This is a genomic window from Roseibium sp. AWQ4_290, assembly GCF_056160985.1.
Genome location: NZ_JBSWYG010000007.1, coordinates 138,398 through 160,457 on the forward strand (window position 1 = coordinate 138,398; position 22,060 = coordinate 160,457).

Sequence of the window (22,060 nt, forward strand, 5' to 3'; positions counted from 1 at the left end):
TTGTCAAATATGCGTGATAGTCTGATGGGCGAAACGGTTTGCCTGCGGCGAGGGAAGGGCTCAGGCCTGTCCCGCCACCATCAGGGCAAAGGCCTGGTTGAGGGCGACCTCCTTCAGCCGGTCGAACCGGCCGGAGGCACCACCATGGCCTGCTTCCATATTGGTCTTCAGCATCAGAAGATTGGCGTCTGTCTTGGTGGCCCGCAAACGGGCGACCCATTTGGCCGGTTCCCAGTAGGTCACGCGCGGGTCGGTGAGCCCGGCAATGGCCAGGATCGCCGGATAGGCCTTGGCCTCCACATTGTCGTAAGGCGAATAGGAGGCGATATAGGCATAGGCCTCCTTGTCCGTGATCGGATTGCCCCATTCGGGCCATTCCGGCGGGGTCAGCGGCAGAGTGTCGTCCAGCATGGTGGCCAGAACATCGACAAAGGGCACTTCGGCAATCAGGCCGCCGAATTTCTCCGGGGCCATATTGGCGATGGCGCCCATCAGCATGCCGCCGGCCGATCCGCCCTGGGCGATGATGCGCTGATGGGTGGTAAAGTTCCCGGCGACCAGATGGTCAGCCGCTGCGATGAAGTCGGTGAAGGTGTTCTTCTTGTTCTCGCGCCGCCCGCCCTTGTACCAGCGGAAGCCCTTGTCCTTGCCACCCCGGATATGGGCAATGGCGTAGACAAACCCCCGGTCCACGAGCGACAGGCAATTTGTGTTGAAGCTGGCTGGAATGGTGATGCCGTAAGAGCCATAGCCGTAGAGCAGCAGCGGTGCGGAGCCATCCAGCGGTGTGTCCTTGTGGTAGAGGATCGAGACCGGCACGGTCTCCCCATCGGCGGCCGGGGCCATCAGCCGCCGCGTCACATAGTCGGCGGCGATGTGGCCGGACGGGATCTCCTGTTCCTTGCGCAGCACCCGGTCACGGGTTTCAACATCATAATCGAAGGTCTGCGACGGGGTCGTCATTGAGGAATAGGTGAATCGGATCGAGGTCGTGTCGTATTCGTAGCTGCCGCCAAAGCCAAGCGAATAGGCTTCCTCGTCAAATTCGACGGAATGTTCCAGGCCATCGGCCAGGCGGTGGATGACGATGCGCGGCAGGCCGTCTTCGCGCTCCAGCCGTGCCATGAAGGTCTTGAAGACACAATGGGCGAGGATCAGGCAGCCAGGTTTGTGTGCGACATAGTCTTTCCAGAACTCCCGGCTCGGGGTCGCCTTTGGCGCGGTAACGATCTTGAAATCTTCTGCGCTGCCCAGATTGGTGAGGATATAGAGCGTGTCACCGTGGTCATCGACCGAATATTCCACGCCCGTGTCGCGCGGCGCAATCAGCTGGGGCGGGGTTTCGGGCAGATGGGCCGGGATCATCCAGACTTCGGAGGTTTCGTGGTCATGGATATCGATCAGGATCGTTTCGCCGGACTGGGTCTTGCCGACCCCCATGAAGAAGCCGGCATCCTTTTCCTCGTGAACCAGAACATCTTCGGCCGGATCGGTGCCGATCTTGTGGCGGAAGAGCTTTGAGGGCCGGTGATTGCTGTCGAGGCGGACATAGAACACGAATTTGCTGTCGGCGGAAAAGACGCCGCCGCCGCCCGTGTCTTCAATGCTGTAGTCCAGATCCTTGCCGGTGGCGGTGTCGCGCAGCTGCAGGGAATAATATTCCGAGCCCTTGTCGTCATAGGCCCATGCCAGCAGGGTGTGGTCCGGCGACTGGCTGGCCCCGCCAATGCGGAAATAGGCCTTGCCGTCCGCTTCCTTGTCGCCATGCAGCAGGATCGTTTCCTCGCCGCCCTCCCGCCGGGTGCGGAAGAAGATCGGCTGCTGGCCGCCGGTCTCATACTTCATGCCATAGGCATAAGGTCCGTCCGGGGCGGGCACGGAGCTGTCATCTTCCTTGATGCGGCCACGCATCTCTGCAAAGAGCGTCTCCTGAAGCGCGCTGGTGGTGGCCATGGCTTCCTCCTGGTAGGCGTTTTCAGCCTCCAGATAGGCCCGGATGTCAGCGTCCAGCACGGCCGGGTCACGCATGACCTCTTGCCAATTGTCCGCCCGCAGCCAACCAAAGTCGTCCTGCCGGGAAATGCCGTGGGTTTCAAGGGTGACGGGGCGCGCTTCGGCGCGGGGAGGCAAAGTGCTTTTGGTCATGGCCAAGCAGGTAGGATTTTTGAGCGGTCATGGCAAGATGGGATTTCCTGCCGGCCAGAGACAGGAAGGCCCTATTTGTAGACGATCCGGTTGCGCACCTTGTCCAGGTTCAGCTTGTCCAGAGCCGGGCTGCCCGCCTTGATATAGAGTGTTGCTTCGCTGGCGTGCACTTCACTGACCGGCAAACTACCCGGCGGCACCTTTTCAAGAAGAATTTTTGCGGCCATTCGCGCCGCAGCTTCTCCCCGTTCCCGGTATTCCGTCCCGAAGGCCAGCATGATCCCTTCTGTCACATAGGCGGTTGAGGAGCCGATACTGACCAGATCAGGCGGGACGAGCTCTGCGATCGCTTCGGCATGTGCAGCAAAAGATGAAGAGGCTGTCACATAAAGGGCGCCGACGGATCGGAGCTGCGGTTTCAGGGCCGCGATCTGCAGGTCCTTCTCATCTGCATCGGGCGAAAACCGCAGGCGCACCGCCTTGATGCCAAGCGCTTCGGCGGCTTGGGTCAGCCGGTCCGTTTCGGCAATCGCATTGGGTTCGCGGGGATCGAACAGGATGGCAAGGGACGAAAAACTGTAGATCTTGCGCAGCAAATCCAGATTGGTGTCCGGGGACAGAGACATCTTCACACCGGTCAGTCCGGCTGGAGGCTGGTCCAGGGAGAGCACCAGTCCTGCGCCAACCGGATCAGCCACAATATTGAAGACATGAGGCACGCCGCCTGCACCGAAATTTTGAACGGTCAGGCTTGCGGTTGTCCCGAATGTGTAGATCAGGTCCTTTGATTTCAGATGGTCCAGATTGTCGCGCAGAAACCGGGCCAGCTCATCCTCACTTCTGCGGGCATCGAAATATTCAAAGTCAGCGTCAACCCCCAAGGTTTCAAGCTTGCGGACAAAGCCGTCCTCCGCCTCAGTGGTGCCGCGCCAGGTGATGATCAGGATGGACTTTGCATCCGCCCATACCGGAGCGGCGCTGAAAGCGGAGATCAGAAGAAATGCTATTGTCAGCCGTAGAAACACAATACTATCTCTCGGTTGTGAATCTTGTTTCTGCTTATTTTTCGATAAATACTGTAAGGTTAATGATATTGTTTTGATTGATATTATCAACCGGCATTCAAAAATTCTTTGGATGTATAAATTTTTGATTGGAATCTTAGGGTTGCTTTTGTTTTAAGTGTATTATTTCGAGTTACAACCTTTTGTGTTAACTATTGACAGGCGCTTCGGAATTCGACACACACAAAGGGATGGTTCTCGTATCCGGAGACGGATCGGGATTAAAAGGGAACACGGTGCGGCGTAGCCAACAGGCACCAAGTCCGTGACTGCCCCCGCAACTGTGAGCGGAGAGCAAACCTGACAACACCACTGGGGATGCCCGGGAAGGTTCAGGTGCGCAGCGACCCGCAAGTCAGGAGACCTGCCATATCACCCATAACTTCAACCCGGACGGGGTGTTCCGGAGGAGCGGATGACATGGCATCACATATGATCCCGGCCTGGCCGGACATTCGGTTCTTGAAAGCCCCGTTTGGTCGCGGAGGGCGATATGAGCCGGAGACGTTTCCAAACCTGTGACCCCTGCGGAGATCCGCCTGGGCTGGTCTGTGCCTCGAGCAGCCGCACCGGGCGGGCCACCTGTGCGAACGGACAGGAAAAGCTGCTTGCGCCGTCTGAGGATCGTAATGTAATAACATTACAAATTTCATCTCGGCTTGACCTGCCCGCATGCGTCCGTGTGCCGGCACACAAGCTGTTAGCGCAGAGCAGGGGCACATGAAGCAGGGGCAGCCGGGCCTCCGGATCACGCAAGGCCTTCCGGAACAATCGGGAGGGCCGGATGGCCGCCCCGGGCCGGAGCTGATCACGCAGCTTCTGCACGCATTGCCGATTGGGCAGACCGGAGAGGCTGCGTCTGGAAAAATTCCGGAGTTTGATCTGTCCGGCCTGGCCTTTATGGCGGGCTGCGACCGGCCCGGCAAGGTTGCCTTCAGCGTCAGGGACAAAGCAGCCTGTTTTTTCGGGGACATCGATCCGCAGCCGGATATCGGGGATCTTGTTGCCTTTGCTAACCAGTACCGGGAGCCGTTGGATGGCTGGTTCAATTCCGGCACGCGGCCGGGCAAGCCGCGCGGCGCTGGCAGGCAGTTTCTGTGTTTTGCCTGTGAATCTGCCCGAAACGGCGGAGCTGCCATGGGGGGCCAGCTATGACGGGCGCGTCGCTTTCCGTGAAAGAAGCCAGCTGGGCCACCGGGCAGGGCACGACCATTCTTAGATCGGTCAGTTTCGATCTGGCGCCGGGGCAGGTGCTTGGAATTGCCGGGGCCAATGGGGCTGGCAAGTCGACCTTGCTGCGGCTGTTATATCGGTTTCACAGGCCGAGCTCCGGCATGATCCTGCTCGATGGGGCTGATCTGTGGAAACTGTCTGCCCGGCAGACTGCGCGCAAAGTGGCTGCTGTTCTTCAGGAGCAGCCGACTGATTTTGCCTTGAGCGTCCGCGAAATCGTTTCGCTCGGCCGCAGGCCCCATGGCAGCGGCTTTGCCGCTGCCGGAAAACGGGACCGGGAGATCACTGGGGCGTCTCTAGAACGCATGGGGCTTTCGCCTCTTGCCTCCAGATCTTTCGGGACCTTGTCCGGGGGGGAGCGCCAGCGGGTGATGGTGGCAAGGGCCTTGGCCCAGGAGCCGCAGCTGCTTGTACTGGATGAGCCGACAAACCATCTCGACATCCGCCATCAGCTAGAGATCGTTGCCCTGATCGGCAGTCTCAACATCACCATTGTCACAAGCCTGCATGATCTGAATCTTGCCGGGCGGGTCTGCGACCGGGTTCTGTTATTGCACAAGGGCAGTGCTGTTGCCTTTGGTCTGCCCGAACAAGTGCTGACCCCGACCCATATCGAACAAGCCTATTGCGTTCAGGCGCAGCGCCAGAAGCTGGTGCCGGGCAATGAGCCGCATCTGACTTTTCACCTTTGAAACTCTGGAGTTCTTCATGAAACGACTGGCCCTGTGTCTTGCCGCCTCGCTGTTTTCCGCCCAGGCATTTGCCGAAACCACTGTCCGCAGCTGCGACCGGGATGTGACGTTTGACCATCCACCGAAGGCGGCGGTCTCCCATGATGTCAATCTGACTGAAATGATGCTGGTTTTGGGCCTGCGCGACCGCATGGCCGGGTATACGGGCATTTCCGGCTGGAAGACGCTGGATGAGGACATGCGCGCGGGCGTGGCCAAGCTGCCGGAACTGGCGGCCAAATACCCGACCAAGGAAGTGCTGGTCGGCGCAGATGCGGATTTCCTCTTTGCCGGCTGGAATTACGGCATGAAAGTGGGCGGTGAGGTGACGCCGGAAACCCTCGCGCCCTATGGTATCAAGGTCTATGAACTGACGGAATCCTGCATCCATATTGGTGACAAACCGAAGGTCTCCATGGAGGACATGTATAATGACCTGCTCAATCTGGGCCGGATCTTTGACGTGGAAGACAGGGCTCAGAAGCTTGTGGACGGATATAAGGCCGAGTTGGGAAGCTTCAAATCGACTTTAAATAGATCAGATAAAACATTGAAAGTTTTTGTCTATGACAGTGGAGAAGATCGGCCGTTCACAGCGGGCCGCTACGCCATGCCGACTGCACTGATCGAGGCCGCAGGCGGGGTCAACATTCTGGATGACTTTGACAAGAGCTGGGCGAAGGTCGACTGGGAAACCGTGGTGGAAAAGAACCCGGATGTGGTCGTGATCGTGAATTACGGCAATGTGACTGCGGACCAGAAGCGGGCGTTCATGAAAACCAATCCGGCGCTGGCACAGATCAATGCGGTGCGCAACGACCGGTTTGTGACGCTGGAATATGTGGAAGCAACGCCGGGCCCGCGCAACATCAAGGCGGTGAAGAAACTGGCTGCGGCCTTCTGGGGAGACTGAGCCTTGCTGCAACGCCCGGCTCCTCCCTCGCAGGACCCAGTCACAGACTCACTCCCGGTCAAAGCCTCCAGAGGGGGCTTTGCGCTTCTTCTGGCCGCTGGGGCGGGCGTGCTGCTGGTCTCGGTGGTTCTGGCCGTCTCCGTCGGGGCGGTTCCGGTTGCCCCCGGTACGGTCTTCGGTGTGGTGGCCAACAAGATGCTGCCCGGCCTGGTAGAGGTCACCTGGTCGGCAGGCCGGGAGGCGATTGTCTGGAACATCCGCTTGCCGCGTACCCTTCTGGCCGCCTTTGTTGGAGCCGGGCTGGCGATTGTAGGGGCTGCTCTGCAATCGGTGACCCGCAATCCCCTGGCAGATCCCCATCTTCTGGGCATTTCCTCAGGCGGTGCGGCCGGGGCCATTCTGGCGCTTTTGCACACGGGGCTGTTTCTGGGGCTTTTGACCGTTCCCCTGATGGCGTTTGCCGGAGCGCTGGCAGCCACTCTGGTGGTGCTGGGCGTCACCCGCTTTGCCTCTGCGACCAGTGCCGACCGGCTGGTGCTGGCCGGGGTGGCGGTTTCCTTCATTATCATGTCCTTTGTCAACATCTTGATTTTTCTCGGAGATCCGAGAGCCACGCACACGGTGGTTTTCTGGATGCTGGGTGGGCTGGGCCTTGCCCAATGGAGCCATCTGCTTTTTCCCCTGGGCATTCTGGTGCTGACCGTGCCCTACTTGCTGATGAAGGCTGCGGATCTCAATGCCATGACCATCGGGGATGAGACAGCGTCCACCCTTGGCATTCCCGTCGCCCGGTTCCGGCTGGTGGTGTTTACCGCAGGTGCACTGATCACGGGTGTGATGGTCGCATTTTCCGGAATTATCGGCTTTGTCGGCCTGATGATCCCGCATATCGCCCGGTTTCTGGTCGGAGGAAATTACAGCCGTGTTTTGCCCATCAGTCTGCTCCTGGGGGCAATCTTTCTGGTCTGGGCGGATATGGCCGCACGCACGCTGATGGCGCCGGAAGACATGCCCATTGGCATCCTGACGGGCCTGATCGGCGGTATTTTCTTCATCTGTCTGTTGCGTTCAAAGGCAGGGCGGGGCTGACACGCGCGTCTTCAAACAGGGCCGGGGCGCCGATTGGCCCCCGGCTTGTTTCCATGTTGCCGGTCAGGCGTCTGAGCTTTTCAACGCTGCCAGATTGTCTGACAGGAAGCTGGCAAGAGATGTTGCCGGATGGCCAGTCAGGGTCTCCAGATCGGTGGATTGAGTGCTGAGATCCCCCTCTGACGCGCCCCGGTCTGAATCGGCCAGGACCTTGGCAAAAGCCTCTGGCAGGCCCGCAGCGGTCGCCAGCATTCCGGCATAGTCGGGTTCTCCCATATTGCTGAAGGGAATGTCGCGTCCCGTCTGGCTGGAGAGTTCGGCAGCGAATTCAGCCATGGTGAAGCCGGGCTGGCCGCCCAGTTCATAAATGCGCGTGGACAAGTCGTCCCCGGCCACCACCTTGGCGGCTGCTTCTGCATAGTCTGAGCGGCTGGCAGCGTTGATGCGGCCGTCTCCGCTCGCGCCTGCAATCGCCCCATGCTGCAGGGCGGCCGCGACCGTGCCCTGATAATTTTCAAGATACCAGCCATTGCGCAGCACCACATGGGCAAGACCGCTGTCTTTAAGGTAAGTTTCCGTTGCAACATGTTCCTGAGCCAGGATCATGCTGGAGCGGTCCGCGTTCAAAAGACTGGTATAAACGATAAAGGAGACGCCTGCGCTTTTGGCAGCATCGATAACAGCGGCGTGCTGGGGAGTGCGTTGCCCGATTTCGGACCCGGAGATGAGCACCAGCCGCTCGACGCCTTTCAGCGCTTCCGGCAAGGTGGCCGGGTCATTGTAATCGGCTTTTACGACTTTGACGGTGTCGCTTGCCAGATCCGCAGCCTTTTCCGGCGTGCGGACCAAAGCGCGGACGGGTCCGCTGGTCAATTGGGCGAGATACTTGAGAACAAGCCGGCCAAGCTGGCCATTGGCGCCGGTAACTGCAATCATTTTCTGTCTCCTGTTGAACGGGTGCACCGTTGAATCGGCTCGGATAACTCCCATGTAGACGATGTGCTTACTTTTTGTTAGTACGTACAAAAAGGTTAGTTTTAAGAAACTTTGGGACAGCAGATGAAAAACACGTCAGAAGAGAGAAAGAGCGCCGATCCTATGCCTTATCCGGCAGAGGGAACCGGGCTGGCCCTGTCGGAGCTGATGCGGCGTGGCGTGCTGTTCAGCGGGAAGTGTCCGTCCCGGGATGTTCTCAAACACCTGACCAGCCGCTGGGGCGTTCTTGTGCTGATTACTCTCCTGGAAAAGGACCGGCGGTTTTCCGAGCTGCGCCGGACCATTGAAGGGGTGAGTGAGAAAATGCTGGCACAAACCCTGCAAACGCTTGAGGCGGACGGCTTTGTCGACCGGTTTTCCCACGCGGTGGTCCCGCCCCATGTGGATTACAGTCTGACCCCGCTCGGGCGCGAAGTTGCCATCAAGGTGCGTGATCTGGCCGATTGGATCGAGGTGAATATCGGCCGTATTCTCACCGCCAAGGCCGAGCGGCGGGCGGAGGCAGAAAGCGCTGCTTAGAAGCGGAGTTTTCTGACAAGACGGTCAGAGGGAAGAGGGACAGCCGGCCTGTTCGGCCGCGCGCAGCTCTTTTTCTGGGGCCGGTTTTCTATGTGCTGCTTTATATGACCGGCATTCCCGGGCCGCGCCCGGTGCCCTATGGGACCGGTTTGCCGGAACCGGCCTGATGACCTGGGCGCTGTTCGCGGAGGTTTGATCAACACTTTTTGATTGGAACATCCTCTGACACAAAGCGCTTTGAGTGCCCACAGTGCGGGCCTGACCGCACAACGTTCGGCAACAGCGCTTGCGTCCCGGCCGGTCTTACGGCGATAGTTCCGGCTGCGGGCAGACAAGAACAATGGCGGTTTTCCAGCCTTTCCGGTGAACCGATCGGCTGCCCTCAGGATTTGATGAGTGATTTCAAAGTGTTGTTGTCTTCGTGAAACGGGATGCAGCCTGTGTTCTTGGAACGGGAAGAAAACCTCCAGCAATTGCGGGATCTGGAGGAATTGGTCCGCCGCTCGGGAGGGCGGATTGCCTTTGTCTGCGGTGAGGCGGGCATTGGCAAGTCGACGCTGATCGAGCGCTATGTGTCCACATTGGGCTCTGGACAGCGCCAGGCCATGGGCCTGTGTGATCCGCTCCATGCGCCCCGGCCCTTGGGGCCGGTTCAGGACATGGCGTTTCAGCTCTTCGGGCCGGTGGCTGAGGGAACGCTGGAAGATGCCTGCTTCGGCGGGTTCGTTCAAAAACTGCAGGCCCAGCCGGTGCCCGTCGTGCTGGTGATGGAAGATCTGCACTGGGTTGATGACCGGACTTTGGACTGGCTGAAATTTCTCGGGCGCCGGATCGCCGCCCTGCCGGTCTTTCTCATCTGCAGCTACCGGGAGGATGAAGTGGGTCCGGATCATGGGCTGCGCTCGGCAATCGGCAATATTCCGGCCGGGCGCAAGACCCGTATGCCGTTGGCGCCACTGTCTCTGGACGCGATCCGCAAACTGGACTTTGCCAATCGCTACGAGCCGGAAAAGCTGCTGGAAGTCACCGGCGGCAATCCGTTTTTTCTGACCGAAATGGCGGCGGAGACGGCCCCGGCCGGGGAGATGCCACTGTCGGTGGCCGATGCGCTCGACGCCCGCTTCAATGGCTTGCCCGCACCAGTCATGCGGTTTCTGGAGACCGTCTCGTGCTGGCCCGGTGTCATCCCGTTTGCCTGCCTGCAAGCCCTGGACAAGGAAGAGAGGCTAGCCGGGCCCGAACTGGCGTTGCAACGCCATTTTCTGGTTGATGCGGGCCGGGGCTACAAATTCCGACACGAACTGGTGCGGCAGGCTGCTTATTCCCGCCTGTTGCCCCATCACAAGATTGCGGCTCATGAGTTGTTTCTCAAAGGTCTTCTGGCGCTGCCGGAAGACCCGCCGCTCGACATGGTGGTTCACCATGCCCAGGGCGCCCAACGGGAAGACATTCTTGTGGAGTATGCGCCAAGGGCCGCCCGTCAGGCTGCCGGGTTTGGTGCTCATCGGGAGGCGGCGCGCTATCTGGAATATGCGAAGGATCTGGTCCAGCAGGACCAGGATGAGCAGGCTGCAGATATCCTGGAAAGCTGGGCTTATGAAGCTGGCCTGTCGCAGGCCATTGATGAAGAGGTGATTGCCGCTCAGCAGGCCGCTCTTGCCATCTGGAAAAAGGCGGGACGGGCCGTGCGGGTCGGCGAAAACCTGCGCTGGCTGTCCCGGTTTGTCTGGTACCGGGGGGAGGGGGAACTGGCGGAGGACTATATCCGTCAGGCCATTGAGGCGCTGGAGGGGGAAGCCCCCTCGGCGGCCAGGGCGAAAGCCTATGCCCTGCGCGCCCAGTTTTTCATGTTGCAGGACCTGATGGAGGACGCGGTCCTCTGGGGGGAGAAGGCTCTGGCCGTTGAACTGCGCTTCCCCGACCTTGAAACCCGCGCGCATGCGCTGAACACGGTCGGATCTGCCAAGCTGTTCCGGTGGGACAGGGACGGGGAGGCCTTGCTGCGGGACAGTTTGTCCTTGTCTCTGGCCCACGGCTTTCACGAACAGGCGGCCCGCGTCTATACGAACCTGTCCGAATGTCTGATCGAGTTGCGGGATCTGGACGCGGCTGAGACCCTGCTGGAAGAAGGAATTGCCTTTGATCTGGCTCATGATCTGGATTCCTGGACATATTACCTGATCGGACGCAAGGCGCAGCTGCGCTTCGAGCAGGACCGCTATGACGAGGCGGCTGCAATTGCCCGAGATGTGCTGGAGCAGGAAAACCAGACCCTGCTTATGCGTCTGCCTGCCTTGCTGATCCTTGCAAGATCCTTGATCCGGCTGGGGGAAGCGGAGGGACAGGAGATCCTGCAAAGGGCCCTTGAAGGCGCGGAAAAGATCGGCGAGCCGCAATATCTTGCTGCCGTCTGGACCGCTGCGCTTGAGCTGGCGGTTTTGAGCGCAGATGAAGAGGCCGCCCGGGATTTGCACGGCAAAGCCGGTGCGTTGGGGGAGGATCTTCTCAGCCCGCGCAAATTGGGGGAGTGGCTGTTCTGGTCGCGCCTGGCCGGTCAAACAGTGGCGGTGGATTTGGCCCGCAAGGCACCGGACCCGTTCCGGCGTATGCTGCAAGGCGAGGCCGCTCTTGCCGCTGACCAGTTCTCAGCTGAAGGTGCGGCCTATTTGTCGGCCTGGAGCTTGACGCTTTTGAAGGACGCAGCTTTCCAGCAAAAGGCGGACGGGATCTTCAGTCAGATTGGCGCCCAGGCGGCGCGCAAAGGCCTGCGGCGGATGATCGGTGGGGATCGTGCCGGAGAAGTGGCGTTGCCAAAGCTGGCCCGGGGACACTACGGAGCCGCAAGACGCCATCCCTATGGGCTGACCGGCAAGGAGCAGATGGTGCTGCGCCATCTGGTGGACGGCAAGAGCAACAGGGCAATTGCCGATGAGTTGTCCCGCTCGCCCAGAACGGTTGAAAACCATGTGGCGTCGATCCTGTCCAAGCTTCAGGCGCAAAGCCGTCTTGAGGTGATCCTCAAGGCCCGCAATGAGCCGTCTCTCCTGGCGGTTCAAGCGGACGCCTGACAGCGGGAGACTGTAGGGCATCCGGCCTCATGAAACGCTGTCCGGGGGTGTCCTGCTTGTGAAATTTGCGTAGCTTTACTCAAGACCGATCACGGGTAGGGCGCTAGGGTACGCGGACCGGGTCAACCCTCATCCACTCAAGGGGGGCGACGTCCGGTTGCAACGGGACCAGCGATCTGGTTTCCGGCACGGGAGCGTGCAGAAGACTTTGGGCCAGATGCGTTTGAGCGGCTTGACGCTGCCTGAACGTTGCGGCTCTTTCTTCCGCAAGCCCGAAACGCTCCTGTGTGCCAGCGTCTGGCAGCGCCTGTTCCTGCTGCCTTGTGCCCCACTGCACCGACAGGGCCGGATCGGCGAGTTCCGGTTCGGCCCTTGGCCGGGTGGCCTTTTGTCTCGTTTGAGTTTTGTCTTACTCTGGGGCCCCCTCTGGACCACTGGATTTGGCCGGGCGCCTGCCGCCATGAACGAAATTCATGGCATGCCCGTTCAGGCAATATCTCAGACCGGTCGGCTTTGGCCCGTCAGGGAACACGTGGCCAAGATGCGCATCGCATTTGCGGCAGCGGATTTCCGTGCGCACCATGCCATGGGAGCGGTCTTCCAGTTCCCGGATGGCATCGGGATGAACGCTCTCAAAGAAACTTGGCCAGCCGCATCCCGCATCAAACTTGGTGTCCGACATGAACAGCGGCGCATCGCAACACACACAATCATACCGGCCAACCAGCGTGTTGTCCCAATAGGGGCCGGAGAACGCGCGTTCAGTGCCCGACTGGCGGGTGACATAGAATTGCTCCGCCGTCAGCTGGTCCATCCATTCGGCAGTTGTTTTACGCACTTGAGGTGTGTCTTCGTCAGGGCGGGAGATATCGTCGCTCATCTTTGATTGTCTCAACCTTTAATCCGTGGGGCAGATAGGAGGCGATCAGCCGGGCCGCAACACATCCTCGGACCATGCCTTTGTGTTGCTGCCGGAGAGGGCTAGCGGGTGAGGGTGTTCATGACGGTCTTCACCCGGTTGCCGCCCTCCTGACGGGCCTCGAACATGCAGTTCTCGGCGGCTGCCACAATAAAATCCGCGTTTTCGGAAATGCCGGTCTGCTCGGCCACCGCACAGGCGGCCCCAACCGAGGCGGTGACGATACCGCTTCCCTCCGTGTTACCGGGATTGGGAATGCCCAGATCCTCAATGGCCACCTGAATATAGGCACTGATGGTCTCGGCGCCCATTTCGTGGGTTCTCGGCAACAGCAGCGAGAATTCAGACGAGGCGGTGCGTGCCGTGATATCCGCCGGCCGGCGAGCGGTCTGTTTCAGGACATCTGCCACTTTGGTCAGGCAGTCTTCTGCCACCCCCGGGCCGTGCGCGTCCGCCAGCGCGTCGAACCGGTCGAGCGTTACCTTGATCAAGGTGGTATGGGTCTTTTCGCGCAGGGCCACGGCCCATTCCCGCTTCAGGTTCTCTTCAAAGGCCCGGCGGTTGTAAAGGCCGGTCAAGGTGTCGGTCTGGGATGCTGCTTCCAGCAGGCCCTCCAGCTCGCGCTGTTTGGCAATGCTGCGGAAAAAGACGGCGAAGGCATAAGGGGCCTTTTCCTGGTTGGTCAGCACATGGGTGCTGACATCCACCCAGACAAGTCGCCCGCCATCGGATCTCACCTGAACCTCGGTGGCTGGCAGCGGCCCGTTCGGGTCGCCTCTGCCGGACAAGATCTTGTGGAGCTCGTCCGCTTCCGGATTGGAGGCTTCGACATAGACCAGGTCGCTCAAGCGCTCGGCGAGGCTGTCCGGGCTCCAGCCAAAAAGGGTTTCTGAGGCCGGGGAAATATAGGTAGGGGTTCCGTCGAGCCCGAGCAGCATCACCGCGTCCTTGCTCAACCCGACGATGGTTTCAAAATCAATGCCGGATGGCCGGAGCAGGTCCGGTCCGGTCGAAGGAGTTGTGTTGCCGTCCAACGCCATATTTGCCTCACTGAGCATTCCGATCGCACCGCCGTCTGTCCCGATCCGGTGACACGCCAAAGGGACAGGGCGCAAGGACACACCAGACCAGTATGCGGTCTGTGGACCAGCAGGACGCCCGCTTAGGCACAAGAGGCACGCGGCGTCTCCATCCAGCGCGCCCTTACTTGTCTTTTCAGGCCTGAGGCCGCTGACAATCCCTTTAGATCCTGCGGCTGTTCCCGTTTTGCCGCCCTTTTCTTTCCGACCCGGGGATTGCCAAACCGGCATTCTCTTCATGGTCAGATGGGCTGCTATCCCTCAAATCGCGACCAACTTCTGACTTGGACAGACCTCGGCTTCGCTGTTCCAAACTCAACGGTATTTGAGGTGTGAAATCAAGTGGCTTTGCTGCCCGGGTCCGGGCGCCTGGGGCGGAAGTGGCGCGGACTTGGTTAATTTGCACAGTTTGACCTTGTCGATCGCGTTCTGAAACCAGAACATTGGGCTGCGATATCCTGCCTGTTTTAGCTTCCGCAACGTCGTGAATGCGTGGTGGGAATTTCATGGGGTTAAGATGTTTAAAGTCAAGTGTTGAAGGAAATTAAAATCTTGCCGGAAAGGCTTGAAGACGTGAATTCTTATGCCTAAGACATGTCATTAATCTTCCTAACCGTTATTATCTAGCGGGAGGGTGTTGATTCGATCAGGTTGACATCAGTCGTTTTAATTCAAAACGAAACGAAAGATCAGTATGACGCCAGCAGTGATTGACGACACTACTTTATACGCCGTACTGGCCCCGTTCGCCGCAGCCGTTGCAGCTCCTTTTCTTACACGCTGGTTCAAACACAACGCCGCCTGGCCGCTGGCGCTGGTTCCAGCTCTGATCTTCCTGCATTTCGCCGGCTTTATTGGGCCGGTTTCGCAAGGGCAGAGTTTCGTGGCCGCCAAGGCCTGGGCGCCCAGCTACGGGATCAATTTTTCCGTCTATGTGGACGGCCTGTCAACGCTGTTCGGCCTGCTGATCTCCGGCATTGGCACCTTCATCATTCTCTATGCGGGGGGGTATCTGAAGGGGCATCCGCAGCAGGGGCGTTTCTTTTCGTTCCTGTTCCTGTTCATGGGCGCCATGCTGGGGCTTGTGCTCGGCAACAACCTGATTTCCCTGTTCATCTTCTGGGAGCTGACCTCGATCACGTCGTTCCTGCTGATCGGGTTTGATCACCTGCGGGCCGCGTCCCGCCGGGCGGCCATTCAGGCGCTGGTGGTGACGGGCGGCGGCGGGCTGGCGCTGCTGGCCGGGTTCATCATTATCATCATGGCGACCGGCGAAGTTGAGATGTCCATTCTTCTGGCCTCTCCGGAGATCATCCAGGACAGCGATTTCTATCTGCCGGTCTTTCTGCTTGTGCTTGGCGGTGCCTTCACGAAGTCAGCCCAGTTTCCGTTTCATTTCTGGCTGCCCAATGCCATGGAAGCGCCGACACCGGTCTCCGCTTTCCTGCATTCGGCCACCATGGTCAAGGCTGGGGTCTATCTGCTGATGCGCATGCATCCGCTTTTAGGCGACACGCCTATGTGGATGACGGTTCTGCCCCTGTTTGGCGGAGTGACACTTCTGGTGGGCACGATCCTGGCCGTGCGCCAGACAGATCTGAAACTGATGCTTGCCTATACGACCGTGGCCTCCCTCGGCCTGCTGGTGATGTTGACGGGCACCAGCGACGAGAAAGCGCTTGAAGGGGCGGTGCTTTATCTGCTGGCCCATTCCCTGTTTAAAGGCGCCTTGTTCATGGTGGCCGGAACAATCGACCATGAGGCCGGCACGCGGGATATCACCCGGCTGGGTGGCTTGCGCAGCGCCATGCCCGTTACTTTTGTAGCGGCGGGGCTGGCGGCGCTCTCCATGGCCGGTCTGCCGCCCTTTATCGGCTTCATCGCCAAGGAAATCCTTTATGATGGGACCTGGGACTGGACGGAAATCGGACTGGTCATCACCAGTGTTGCCGTCATCGGCAATGCGCTGATGCTGGTGATTGCGGCGGCCATTTCCATCAAACCGTTTTTCGGGCCCAGGGCCGAAACACCCAAACATGCCCATGAAGGGCCGGTTCTTCTTTATGCAGGGCCGGTTGTGCTGTCGGTCACCGGGTTTGTGCTGGCGCTGATGGCCCACACAACAGGAGTGCTGTTCATCAGCCCGACCCTGTCGTCCCTTGTGGGAACTTTCACCGAGATTGACCTGCATCTGGTGCCGACCAAAATCAACGAACCGGTGATCCTTTCCATTATTACCGTTGGCCTCGGCATTGCCCTGTTCACCCAGCTGGACAAGCTCCGGGCACTGGTCGCCTCGGTGCTGACAGGCATCGGCTGGGGGCCGGACAAGGGCTTCGACCAGTTTGTCAGCGCCATCGTGCATGTGGCATCTTTGATCACCCGTCTCCTGCAGGGCGGCAAGATGCAGAGTTACATGCTGCTGACCTTTGTCTTTGCGGCGGCCGCCACGTTTGCGCCCGGCTTTCTGACCGGCAGCCTACCGGCCATGCCGAAAATGCCGGAATACCGCTTCTATGAATGGGGCATCCTGCTGATTGCGTTTCTGGGGCTGATTGCGGTTCTGGCGGCCCGGACCCGCCTGAACGCGATTGTCTCTCTCGGCATCCAGGGCTTTGCCGTGGCGCTGATCTTCATGATGTTCGGGGCGCCGGACCTATCCTTCACCCAGTTCATGGTGGAAACCCTGTCGGTGGTCATCCTGGCCCTTGTGATGACGCGCCTTAATCTTGCGCCCAGCGATCACCGATCCGCTGTGTCGAGTGTGGCAACCGGCGCGGTGGCCATCGCGCTTGGGCTCGGCCTGACCCTGACCATGCTGGCCATCGTGCAGCAGCCCTTCGACAGCACCCTGTCGGACTTCTTCACCGAGTTCAGCCGCTCGATTGCCCATGGCCGCAACATCGTCAACGTGATCCTGGTCGATTTCCGCGGCTTTGATACGCTTGGTGAAATCGCCGTGGTGGTGCTGACCGGACTGTGTGTGCTGGCGCTGATCCGGGTGCGCCCGAACTGGGGCGAGCCTCCGAAACCTCCCGCTGACGAAGCGGCCACGACCCAGACTGCGGAGGCCCGTTGATGCGTACGATCATTTTCCGCACCATTGCGCCTTACCTGGCCGCTCTGATGGTCCTATTCTCGATCTTCGTGCTTCTTCGGGGCCACAATGAGCCGGGCGGGGGCTTTATCGGCGGCCTGATCGCTGCCTCGGCGCTTGCCATTTACGGGATCGCCTGTGGCGTTGCACCGGTCCGGCGGGCCATCGTGTTCCACCCGATGGGCATTTCAGGCTTCGGTCTTTTCATCGGTGCGCTGGCCGGAGTGTTGTCCTTCTTCAAGGGGCAGGCCTTCATGACCAGCCAGTGGCTGATTTTTGATCTGGTCGACAAGGAAATCGCCCTGTCGACCCCACTCATCTTTGACATCGGGGTCTATCTCGTGGTGGTCGGGGCCATCGGATCTATTGCCCTTGCGCTGGAAGAAAGGGAGGCGGACTGATGGAAACGGGGGTTGCCATCCTGATCGGACTCTTTTTCACGGTCGCGGTCTATCTCATGTTGTCGGACCAGTTGGTGCGGATCCTTCTGGGGATCGCGATCCTCGGCAATGCGGTGAACATGCTGATCTTCACCAATGGGCGCCTGACGCGGGAAATCCCGCCGCTCATTCCCTCCGACCTCTATACACCTGCGGTGGAGACGGCCAATCCGCTGCCGCAAGCGCTGGTTCTGACTGCGATCGTGATTTCCTTTTCCTTCTTCGCCTTCCTTCTGGTGCTCGCCTTCCGTGCCTATCAGGAGCTGGGCACCGATGAAGTGGACAAGATGCGGATCGCCGAGCCTGACAACGAAAAAACTCCGCCGCAAGGGTACTAGACTTTATGGCCGGTTCTTCTGTTTCCGTTGATATTGCTGATGCGATGCTCACCACGCCGGTTCCGGCGGGAGACTGGCTCGTCGTGGCGCCTTCGCTGATTACCATGCTCGGCGGGGCCCTGTGCCTGATGCTGCGTAAGGACACTGATCTGCAGCCCAGGCTCGGCATCGCTTTTCTGGGGGCGCTGGTGCTGGCAAGCCTGGCTCTTCTGATCCGGGTTCTGGATCAGGGTGTCATCACCATGGTCATGGGCAACTGGCTGCCGCCCTTCGGCATTGCCGTGACCGCTGATGCGCTGGGGGCGACGCTGACGCTGATCGGGTCCATCGTGGCCTTCTGTGCCGGTCTTTATGGCATGAAGACGGTCAACAGCTCCGGACGCCGCTACGGCTTCTATCCGTTTTTGCTGCTGCTCATGACCGGTGTATGCGGCTCCTTCCTGACGGCGGATATTTTCAATCTCTATGTCTGGTTCGAGGTGCTGCTGATCTCGTCTTACGGCCTGCTGGTCCTGGGCAACGAGAAGATCCAGCTGGACGGAGCGGTCAAATACGGGGTGCTCAATCTGGTGGGCACCAACCTGTTTCTGATCGCAACCGGCCTGCTCTACGGGATTTTCGGAACTCTCAACATGGCCGATATCGCGCTCAAGGTGTCCGAGCTGGAAAATCCGGCCTCCGGCACGTTAGCGACGGTCGCGGCGCTGTATTTCCTGGCCTTTGCAATGAAGGCGGCGGCCTTTCCGGTCAATTTCTGGCTCCCCGCCTCCTATCACACGCCGAACATTGTGGTTTCGGCGGTCTTTGCGGGCCTTTTGACCAAGGTTGGTGTCTATGCCCTGATCCGTATCTTCGTGCTTATTCTGCCCGCTTCGCTCAGCTACATGGCGGACATGATCGCACTTGTCGCCATTCTCACGCTTCTGACCGGCGCTCTTGGGGCCTTGGCCCAAAGCGAGCTCAGGCGTCTTCTGGGCTATCTCGTGATTGCGGGCATCGGCTCGATGCTGGCCGGACTGGCTGTCGCCTCCAGCAGCACCGAGGCGGTTCTGGCCGTGTCCGGCGTGATTTTCTATGCGGTGCATTCAATCATCGTGATGACCGCGCTTTATATGGCCGCCGGGATCATGAACATGATGAGCGGCACCTATGACCTGCGTCAGCTGGGCGGGCTCTACCAGAAAAATGCCGCCTTTGCCGGGGTGTTTCTGGTTCTGGCCTTTGCGGTTTCCGGGCTGCCGCCATTCTCCGGCTTCTGGCCCAAGATCATGCTGGTGGATGCGGCCTTCAGTGATGGCCGCTTCTGGCTGGGGGCCGCGATCCTGGTCAGCGGCTTCCTGACGACCCTCGCCATGGGCCGGGTCTGGATCTATGCCTTCTGGCGGGGCGGTCCGGAAGGCACGGCCGATGGGCAAAGCGTTGCGGTGGAGGGGGCGGCGCAGCAGCAACTGGCGGGCGGAGCGGTCTGGCTGCCGCTTGGGGTGCTCACTGCGCTCGTCATCTATTTCGGGCTGCAGCCGGAATGGATGCTGGAACTTTCTACCCGGGGGGCGAGCGGTGTTGTTGACCCGCTTGGCTATCTGCGGTCGGTCTTGGGAGGGCAGGGATGACAGGCCTCTTTCTAATCAACATCCTCATGGCGTTGGCCTGGGGAGCCGTGACGGGCAGCTTCGCCGAGATCAATCTTTTCTTCGGTTTTGTGCTCGGCTTCGGAGTTCTGTTTGTCATCCGTGAGCAGATCGGCACCTCGGCCTATTTCCGCAGGATCGGCAAGATTTCCGGGTTGGCGGCCTTGTTTGTCTATGAACTGGTCTTGTCTGCCTGGCGGGTTGCGATGATCGTGCTGCGGCCGAAGATCGATCTGGAGCCCGGGATCATTGCCTTTCCGCTCACGGTCGACACCGACTTCGAAATCTCCATGTTGGCCAATCTGATCACACTGACACCGGGGACCCTGTCCGTGGATGTCTCGGAGGACCGCAAGACGCTCTACGTCCATTGCATTGATGTTCCTGACCCACAAGCGACCATTGAAGTGATCAAGAACGGGTTTGAGCGCAAGATCATGGAGGCGTTCAGATGACCGTACCGGAAATGTTCGCGGCGCTGTTCCTGGCGGTTTCGCTCAAGATCTCCCTGGCTATTCTCACGGTCTCCTTCCTGATCATCGTGTACCGGACCGTGAAGGGGCCAAGCCTTCCCGACAGGATTGTCGCGCTGGATATGCTGGTGGCGGTGGGGATCGGTTTTATTGCCGCGATCGGTGTTTTGACCGGAATTTATCTCTATATCGATATCGCGATCACCCTTGGCCTCGTCGGGTTTCTGGCAACGGTCGCTTTCGCACGCTTCGTCCTCAACCGGGGACTTGCCGGGGACGAAACGATCATGGACGAAGTGAAGGAGAGTATTGAGCGCAGGGAGGCAGGGAAATGAGTGCCGTTGTCGATATTGTAACCGGCATTATGCTGGTAACCGGTGCATTGTTTGCTTTTGTTGCTTCCCTTGGCTTGATCCGGTTGAAAGACGTCTATATGCGCATGCATGCAGCTTCCAAGGCTGGCACGCTCGGGTCCGGGCTGATGCTTCTGGCTTTGGCCGTTGAGGCGGGGGATTTGTCGCTGTTTACACGGGCGGTTGCCGGTGTGGTGTTCTTTATGCTGACGGCTCCGATCTCGGCGCATTTGCTGGCCAAGGCGGCATATGCGGCAGGCTACCGCACATGCGCGGACACAAAAATCGACGAACTCGCGGACACGGTCCGCCCAAGAGATTGACATGAGGCGCATAGCTGCCATGCGATCCTCGAAGACTGCCGTATGGGAATACTGTCCTGTTTTTGACGTTTTCGATTTTCATGAAATAGTCGGTATTATTAAAAACTAATTTTTATTGGCTGTTAGGCATTTTTATTTGTTTTTCGGGGTTGTGCGAAGTGCAGAGCGCCTATATAAGGCAGAGACAATCACCTGCAAAGTAGAATCATTTTTGATTTCTAACTCCGTAAGTAACGTCTTTTTTCGGACGTTTTCGGAGTGAAATATTTGCAGGTTAAAACCGAAGCTGTATCCGAATTTAGAAGAGAACGGGTGGAATATGACTGACAATCCGGTGGATGCTAATCTGATTGATCTTACCGCAGACATTGTGTCCGCATATGTAAGTAATAATACGGTGGCTTCAACTGACTTGCCGAGCCTGATCAACGACGTCCACGGCGCATTGCAGAAAACAGCATCCGCATCCAGCGAGCCGGAGCCAGAGCCGCTGAAGCCCGCTGTGCCTGTTAAGAAGTCGGTCATGCCTGATTACATCATCTGCCTTGAAGACGGCAAGAAGTTCAAATCCCTCAAGCGTCATCTGCGCACCCATTATAACATGACCCCGGAAGAGTACCGGGACAAATGGGACCTGGGCGCTGACTACCCGATGGTGGCGCCGAACTATGCCGCTGCGCGTTCTGAACTGGCCAAGAAGATGGGCCTTGGACAGCAGCGCAAGCGCTCCAAGTAAGTCTGTCGTGTCTCGCACGATTTGAAGAGCTGCCCGGCCGGGCAGCTCTTTTTTTTGTTTTTGCGTTGAAATCTTTGATTTCAGGCAGCGAAAGACAAATCGGGTCAAGGGCAACTTGCTCCGGCGATGGATGCCACCAGCCCGGTTTCCTTGCCGTGAGGGCTTTGCTCCAATGACAAGGCGCTGTGGCGTTTGTCAGGCCGCGGTGAGGGCGTTTTGGGCATCGGCGCGGATGCGCCCGACCATGGAGCGCAGGCCGTTCGACCGCTGCGGGGTCAGATGGTCCTGAAGGCCGAGCTTCGCAAACACAGCTTCCACATCCGTATCCAGAATGTCCTGGGCGGTCTTGCCGCTGAACAGGCTGGTGACAATAGCCACAAGCCCCTGAACGATCAGCGCATCACTGTCGCCCTTGAAGCTGAGGACAGGCTGGCCATCTGGGCCCCGAGCCACCGAGGTGACAAGCCAGACCTGGGAGACGCAACCGGGCACCTTGTAGTCGTCGGTGTGCTCCGCATCGCTTAAGGCGGGCAGGTCCTTGCCCAGATCGATCAGGTATTTGTAGCGGTCTTCCCAATCGTCGAGAAAATCGAATGTGTCCAGAATATCTTGAATGCTTGTGGTCATGACGCCCGTCTTTAAAGGTCAGTTCCCGCCTTGATATAGCCCCTGGCCTCGAAAGTGCAAATGCGGCCCTGGGGTCGTGACCCTGTTTGCTCAAGGCTCCTTGCCGTGAGGATGCGCGAAAGGGGGAGGGGGGAGGGCTTCAGGTCTGCGGTTGGTATGACGTATCGGGGGACGCGTGAAGACGGCGGGCAAGAAAACACGCCGCAGATGAAATGGGCAGCTATCCATCTGCGGCGCAGCGGTACAAGCCGCTGAAGTTAAGCCGTCGTTGCTGCGGTTCTGGCAGCAT

General features: G+C 59.2%; 20 protein-coding genes and 1 riboswitch. Of the genes, 14 read left to right on the plus strand and 6 right to left on the minus strand.

All coding sequences use genetic code 11. The annotated features are described in order from the left end of the window. Window positions 1-60: 60 nt before the first annotated feature. Entirely contained in the window at window positions 61-2,145 is a 2,085-nt protein-coding gene (locus ACXAH0_RS09130) for a S9 family peptidase (RefSeq protein ID WP_475190476.1), read from the minus strand. Window positions 2,146-2,216: 71 nt separating this feature from the next. Continuing rightward, complete coding sequence (locus ACXAH0_RS09135) at window positions 2,217-3,170, minus strand: ABC transporter substrate binding protein (RefSeq protein ID WP_475190477.1); 954 nt, start codon at window positions 3,168-3,170, stop codon at window positions 2,217-2,219. A 214-nt stretch (window positions 3,171-3,384) separates the two neighbouring features. Beyond that, a riboswitch (cobalamin riboswitch) is annotated at window positions 3,385-3,595 on the plus strand. A 334-nt stretch (window positions 3,596-3,929) separates the two neighbouring features. Between ACXAH0_RS09135 and ACXAH0_RS09140 the strand changes: the two genes are divergently transcribed. The 4 genes from ACXAH0_RS09140 to ACXAH0_RS09155 all read left to right on the plus strand — a co-directional run bounded on the left by ACXAH0_RS09140 (window position 3,930) and on the right by ACXAH0_RS09155 (window position 7,175). Next, window positions 3,930-4,364: a DUF1636 family protein gene (locus tag ACXAH0_RS09140; RefSeq protein WP_475190481.1), complete on the plus strand. Its 435-nt coding sequence runs from the start codon at window positions 3,930-3,932 to the stop codon at window positions 4,362-4,364. Beyond that, the gene (locus ACXAH0_RS09145; RefSeq protein WP_475190483.1) at window positions 4,361-5,134 is read left to right on the plus strand and encodes an ABC transporter ATP-binding protein; all 774 of its coding nucleotides are present in this window, start codon (window positions 4,361-4,363) and stop codon (window positions 5,132-5,134) included. Before ACXAH0_RS09140 ends, ACXAH0_RS09145 begins: the two co-directional genes overlap by 4 nt. Window positions 5,135-5,150: 16 nt before the next feature. Further along, window positions 5,151-6,086 (plus strand): ABC transporter substrate-binding protein, encoded by a 936-nt coding sequence (locus tag ACXAH0_RS09150; RefSeq protein ID WP_475190486.1) that lies wholly within the window; start codon window positions 5,151-5,153, stop codon window positions 6,084-6,086. A gap of 90 nt (window positions 6,087-6,176) precedes the next feature. Continuing rightward, on the plus strand, window positions 6,177-7,175 hold the full coding sequence (locus tag ACXAH0_RS09155; protein ID WP_475190634.1) for a FecCD family ABC transporter permease: 999 nt from the start codon (window positions 6,177-6,179) through the stop codon (window positions 7,173-7,175). A 63-nt stretch (window positions 7,176-7,238) separates the two neighbouring features. Here the strand turns inward: ACXAH0_RS09155 and ACXAH0_RS09160 are convergent, their stop codons facing one another. Next, complete coding sequence (locus tag ACXAH0_RS09160; protein WP_475190488.1) at window positions 7,239-8,111, minus strand: SDR family oxidoreductase; 873 nt, start codon at window positions 8,109-8,111, stop codon at window positions 7,239-7,241. 123 nt (window positions 8,112-8,234) lie between these two features. Between ACXAH0_RS09160 and ACXAH0_RS09165 the strand changes: the two genes are divergently transcribed. Both ACXAH0_RS09165 and ACXAH0_RS09170 read left to right on the plus strand, forming a co-directional pair. Further along, the gene (locus tag ACXAH0_RS09165; protein WP_475190492.1) at window positions 8,235-8,690 is read left to right on the plus strand and encodes a winged helix-turn-helix transcriptional regulator; all 456 of its coding nucleotides are present in this window, start codon (window positions 8,235-8,237) and stop codon (window positions 8,688-8,690) included. A gap of 440 nt (window positions 8,691-9,130) precedes the next feature. After that, complete coding sequence (locus tag ACXAH0_RS09170; RefSeq protein WP_475190496.1) at window positions 9,131-11,758, plus strand: ATP-binding protein; 2,628 nt, start codon at window positions 9,131-9,133, stop codon at window positions 11,756-11,758. A gap of 409 nt (window positions 11,759-12,167) precedes the next feature. On the opposite strand, the gene msrB is transcribed toward ACXAH0_RS09170, so the two are convergent. Together msrB and ACXAH0_RS09180 are read right to left on the minus strand one after the other, a co-directional pair. Next, entirely contained in the window at window positions 12,168-12,638 is a 471-nt protein-coding gene (msrB, locus tag ACXAH0_RS09175) for a peptide-methionine (R)-S-oxide reductase MsrB (RefSeq protein WP_475174470.1), read from the minus strand. A gap of 101 nt (window positions 12,639-12,739) precedes the next feature. Beyond that, a complete protein-coding gene (locus ACXAH0_RS09180; protein WP_475190502.1) occupies window positions 12,740-13,717 on the minus strand; it encodes a GGDEF domain-containing protein in 978 nt (325 codons plus the stop codon). Window positions 13,718-14,450: 733 nt separating this feature from the next. Between ACXAH0_RS09180 and ACXAH0_RS09185 the strand changes: the two genes are divergently transcribed. From ACXAH0_RS09185 to ACXAH0_RS09220, 8 genes are all read left to right on the plus strand, one after another. After that, the gene (locus ACXAH0_RS09185) at window positions 14,451-16,835 is read left to right on the plus strand and encodes a putative monovalent cation/H+ antiporter subunit A (RefSeq protein WP_475190508.1); all 2,385 of its coding nucleotides are present in this window, start codon (window positions 14,451-14,453) and stop codon (window positions 16,833-16,835) included. Then, the gene (locus ACXAH0_RS09190; protein ID WP_475174476.1) at window positions 16,835-17,254 is read left to right on the plus strand and encodes a Na+/H+ antiporter subunit B; all 420 of its coding nucleotides are present in this window, start codon (window positions 16,835-16,837) and stop codon (window positions 17,252-17,254) included. The genes ACXAH0_RS09185 and ACXAH0_RS09190 overlap by 1 nt, the downstream gene beginning before the upstream one ends. Next, window positions 17,254-17,631 (plus strand): Na+/H+ antiporter subunit C, encoded by a 378-nt coding sequence (locus ACXAH0_RS09195; protein ID WP_475174477.1) that lies wholly within the window; start codon window positions 17,254-17,256, stop codon window positions 17,629-17,631. Before ACXAH0_RS09190 ends, ACXAH0_RS09195 begins: the two co-directional genes overlap by 1 nt. A gap of 5 nt (window positions 17,632-17,636) precedes the next feature. Then, window positions 17,637-19,241, plus strand: a complete 1,605-nt coding sequence (locus ACXAH0_RS09200; protein WP_475190515.1) for a Na+/H+ antiporter subunit D — start codon at window positions 17,637-17,639, stop codon at window positions 19,239-19,241. Continuing rightward, on the plus strand, window positions 19,238-19,714 hold the full coding sequence (locus tag ACXAH0_RS09205) for a Na+/H+ antiporter subunit E (RefSeq protein ID WP_475174482.1): 477 nt from the start codon (window positions 19,238-19,240) through the stop codon (window positions 19,712-19,714). Before ACXAH0_RS09200 ends, ACXAH0_RS09205 begins: the two co-directional genes overlap by 4 nt. After that, complete coding sequence (locus ACXAH0_RS09210) at window positions 19,711-20,067, plus strand: cation:proton antiporter (RefSeq protein ID WP_475174483.1); 357 nt, start codon at window positions 19,711-19,713, stop codon at window positions 20,065-20,067. Before ACXAH0_RS09205 ends, ACXAH0_RS09210 begins: the two co-directional genes overlap by 4 nt. Beyond that, on the plus strand, window positions 20,064-20,408 hold the full coding sequence (gene mnhG / locus ACXAH0_RS09215) for a monovalent cation/H(+) antiporter subunit G (RefSeq protein ID WP_475174485.1): 345 nt from the start codon (window positions 20,064-20,066) through the stop codon (window positions 20,406-20,408). The genes ACXAH0_RS09210 and mnhG overlap by 4 nt, the downstream gene beginning before the upstream one ends. Before the next feature lie 319 nt (window positions 20,409-20,727). Further along, window positions 20,728-21,144: a Ros/MucR family transcriptional regulator gene (locus ACXAH0_RS09220; protein WP_475174486.1), complete on the plus strand. Its 417-nt coding sequence runs from the start codon at window positions 20,728-20,730 to the stop codon at window positions 21,142-21,144. Window positions 21,145-21,339: 195 nt separating this feature from the next. Here the strand turns inward: ACXAH0_RS09220 and ACXAH0_RS09225 are convergent, their stop codons facing one another. Next, on the minus strand, window positions 21,340-21,771 hold the full coding sequence (locus tag ACXAH0_RS09225) for a SufE family protein (RefSeq protein ID WP_475190518.1): 432 nt from the start codon (window positions 21,769-21,771) through the stop codon (window positions 21,340-21,342). Between the last annotated feature and the right edge of the window lie 289 nt (window positions 21,772-22,060).

What these genes read in the sequence shown, in the direction of transcription:
- ACXAH0_RS09220 (WP_475174486.1), top strand. Translation starts at nt 20,728, where the DNA reads ATGACTGACAATCCGGTGGATGCTAATCTGATTGATCTTACCGCAGAC.
- ACXAH0_RS09145 (WP_475190483.1), top strand. Translation starts at nt 4,361, where the DNA reads ATGACGGGCGCGTCGCTTTCCGTGAAAGAAGCCAGCTGGGCCACCGGG.
- ACXAH0_RS09165 (WP_475190492.1), top strand. Translation starts at nt 8,235, where the DNA reads ATGAAAAACACGTCAGAAGAGAGAAAGAGCGCCGATCCTATGCCTTAT.
- ACXAH0_RS09140 (WP_475190481.1), top strand. Translation starts at nt 3,930, where the DNA reads ATGAAGCAGGGGCAGCCGGGCCTCCGGATCACGCAAGGCCTTCCGGAA.
- ACXAH0_RS09185 (WP_475190508.1), top strand. Translation starts at nt 14,451, where the DNA reads ATGACGCCAGCAGTGATTGACGACACTACTTTATACGCCGTACTGGCC.
- ACXAH0_RS09225 (WP_475190518.1), bottom strand. Translation starts at nt 21,771, where the DNA reads ATGACCACAAGCATTCAAGATATTCTGGACACATTCGATTTTCTCGAC.
- mnhG (WP_475174485.1), top strand. Translation starts at nt 20,064, where the DNA reads ATGAGTGCCGTTGTCGATATTGTAACCGGCATTATGCTGGTAACCGGT.
- ACXAH0_RS09130 (WP_475190476.1), bottom strand. Translation starts at nt 2,145, where the DNA reads ATGACCAAAAGCACTTTGCCTCCCCGCGCCGAAGCGCGCCCCGTCACC.
- ACXAH0_RS09195 (WP_475174477.1), top strand. Translation starts at nt 17,254, where the DNA reads ATGGAAACGGGGGTTGCCATCCTGATCGGACTCTTTTTCACGGTCGCG.
- ACXAH0_RS09150 (WP_475190486.1), top strand. Translation starts at nt 5,151, where the DNA reads ATGAAACGACTGGCCCTGTGTCTTGCCGCCTCGCTGTTTTCCGCCCAG.
- ACXAH0_RS09160 (WP_475190488.1), bottom strand. Translation starts at nt 8,111, where the DNA reads ATGATTGCAGTTACCGGCGCCAATGGCCAGCTTGGCCGGCTTGTTCTC.
- ACXAH0_RS09210 (WP_475174483.1), top strand. Translation starts at nt 19,711, where the DNA reads ATGACCGTACCGGAAATGTTCGCGGCGCTGTTCCTGGCGGTTTCGCTC.
- ACXAH0_RS09205 (WP_475174482.1), top strand. Translation starts at nt 19,238, where the DNA reads ATGACAGGCCTCTTTCTAATCAACATCCTCATGGCGTTGGCCTGGGGA.
- ACXAH0_RS09190 (WP_475174476.1), top strand. Translation starts at nt 16,835, where the DNA reads ATGCGTACGATCATTTTCCGCACCATTGCGCCTTACCTGGCCGCTCTG.
- msrB (WP_475174470.1), bottom strand. Translation starts at nt 12,638, where the DNA reads ATGAGCGACGATATCTCCCGCCCTGACGAAGACACACCTCAAGTGCGT.
- ACXAH0_RS09180 (WP_475190502.1), bottom strand. Translation starts at nt 13,717, where the DNA reads ATGGCGTTGGACGGCAACACAACTCCTTCGACCGGACCGGACCTGCTC.
- ACXAH0_RS09200 (WP_475190515.1), top strand. Translation starts at nt 17,637, where the DNA reads ATGGCCGGTTCTTCTGTTTCCGTTGATATTGCTGATGCGATGCTCACC.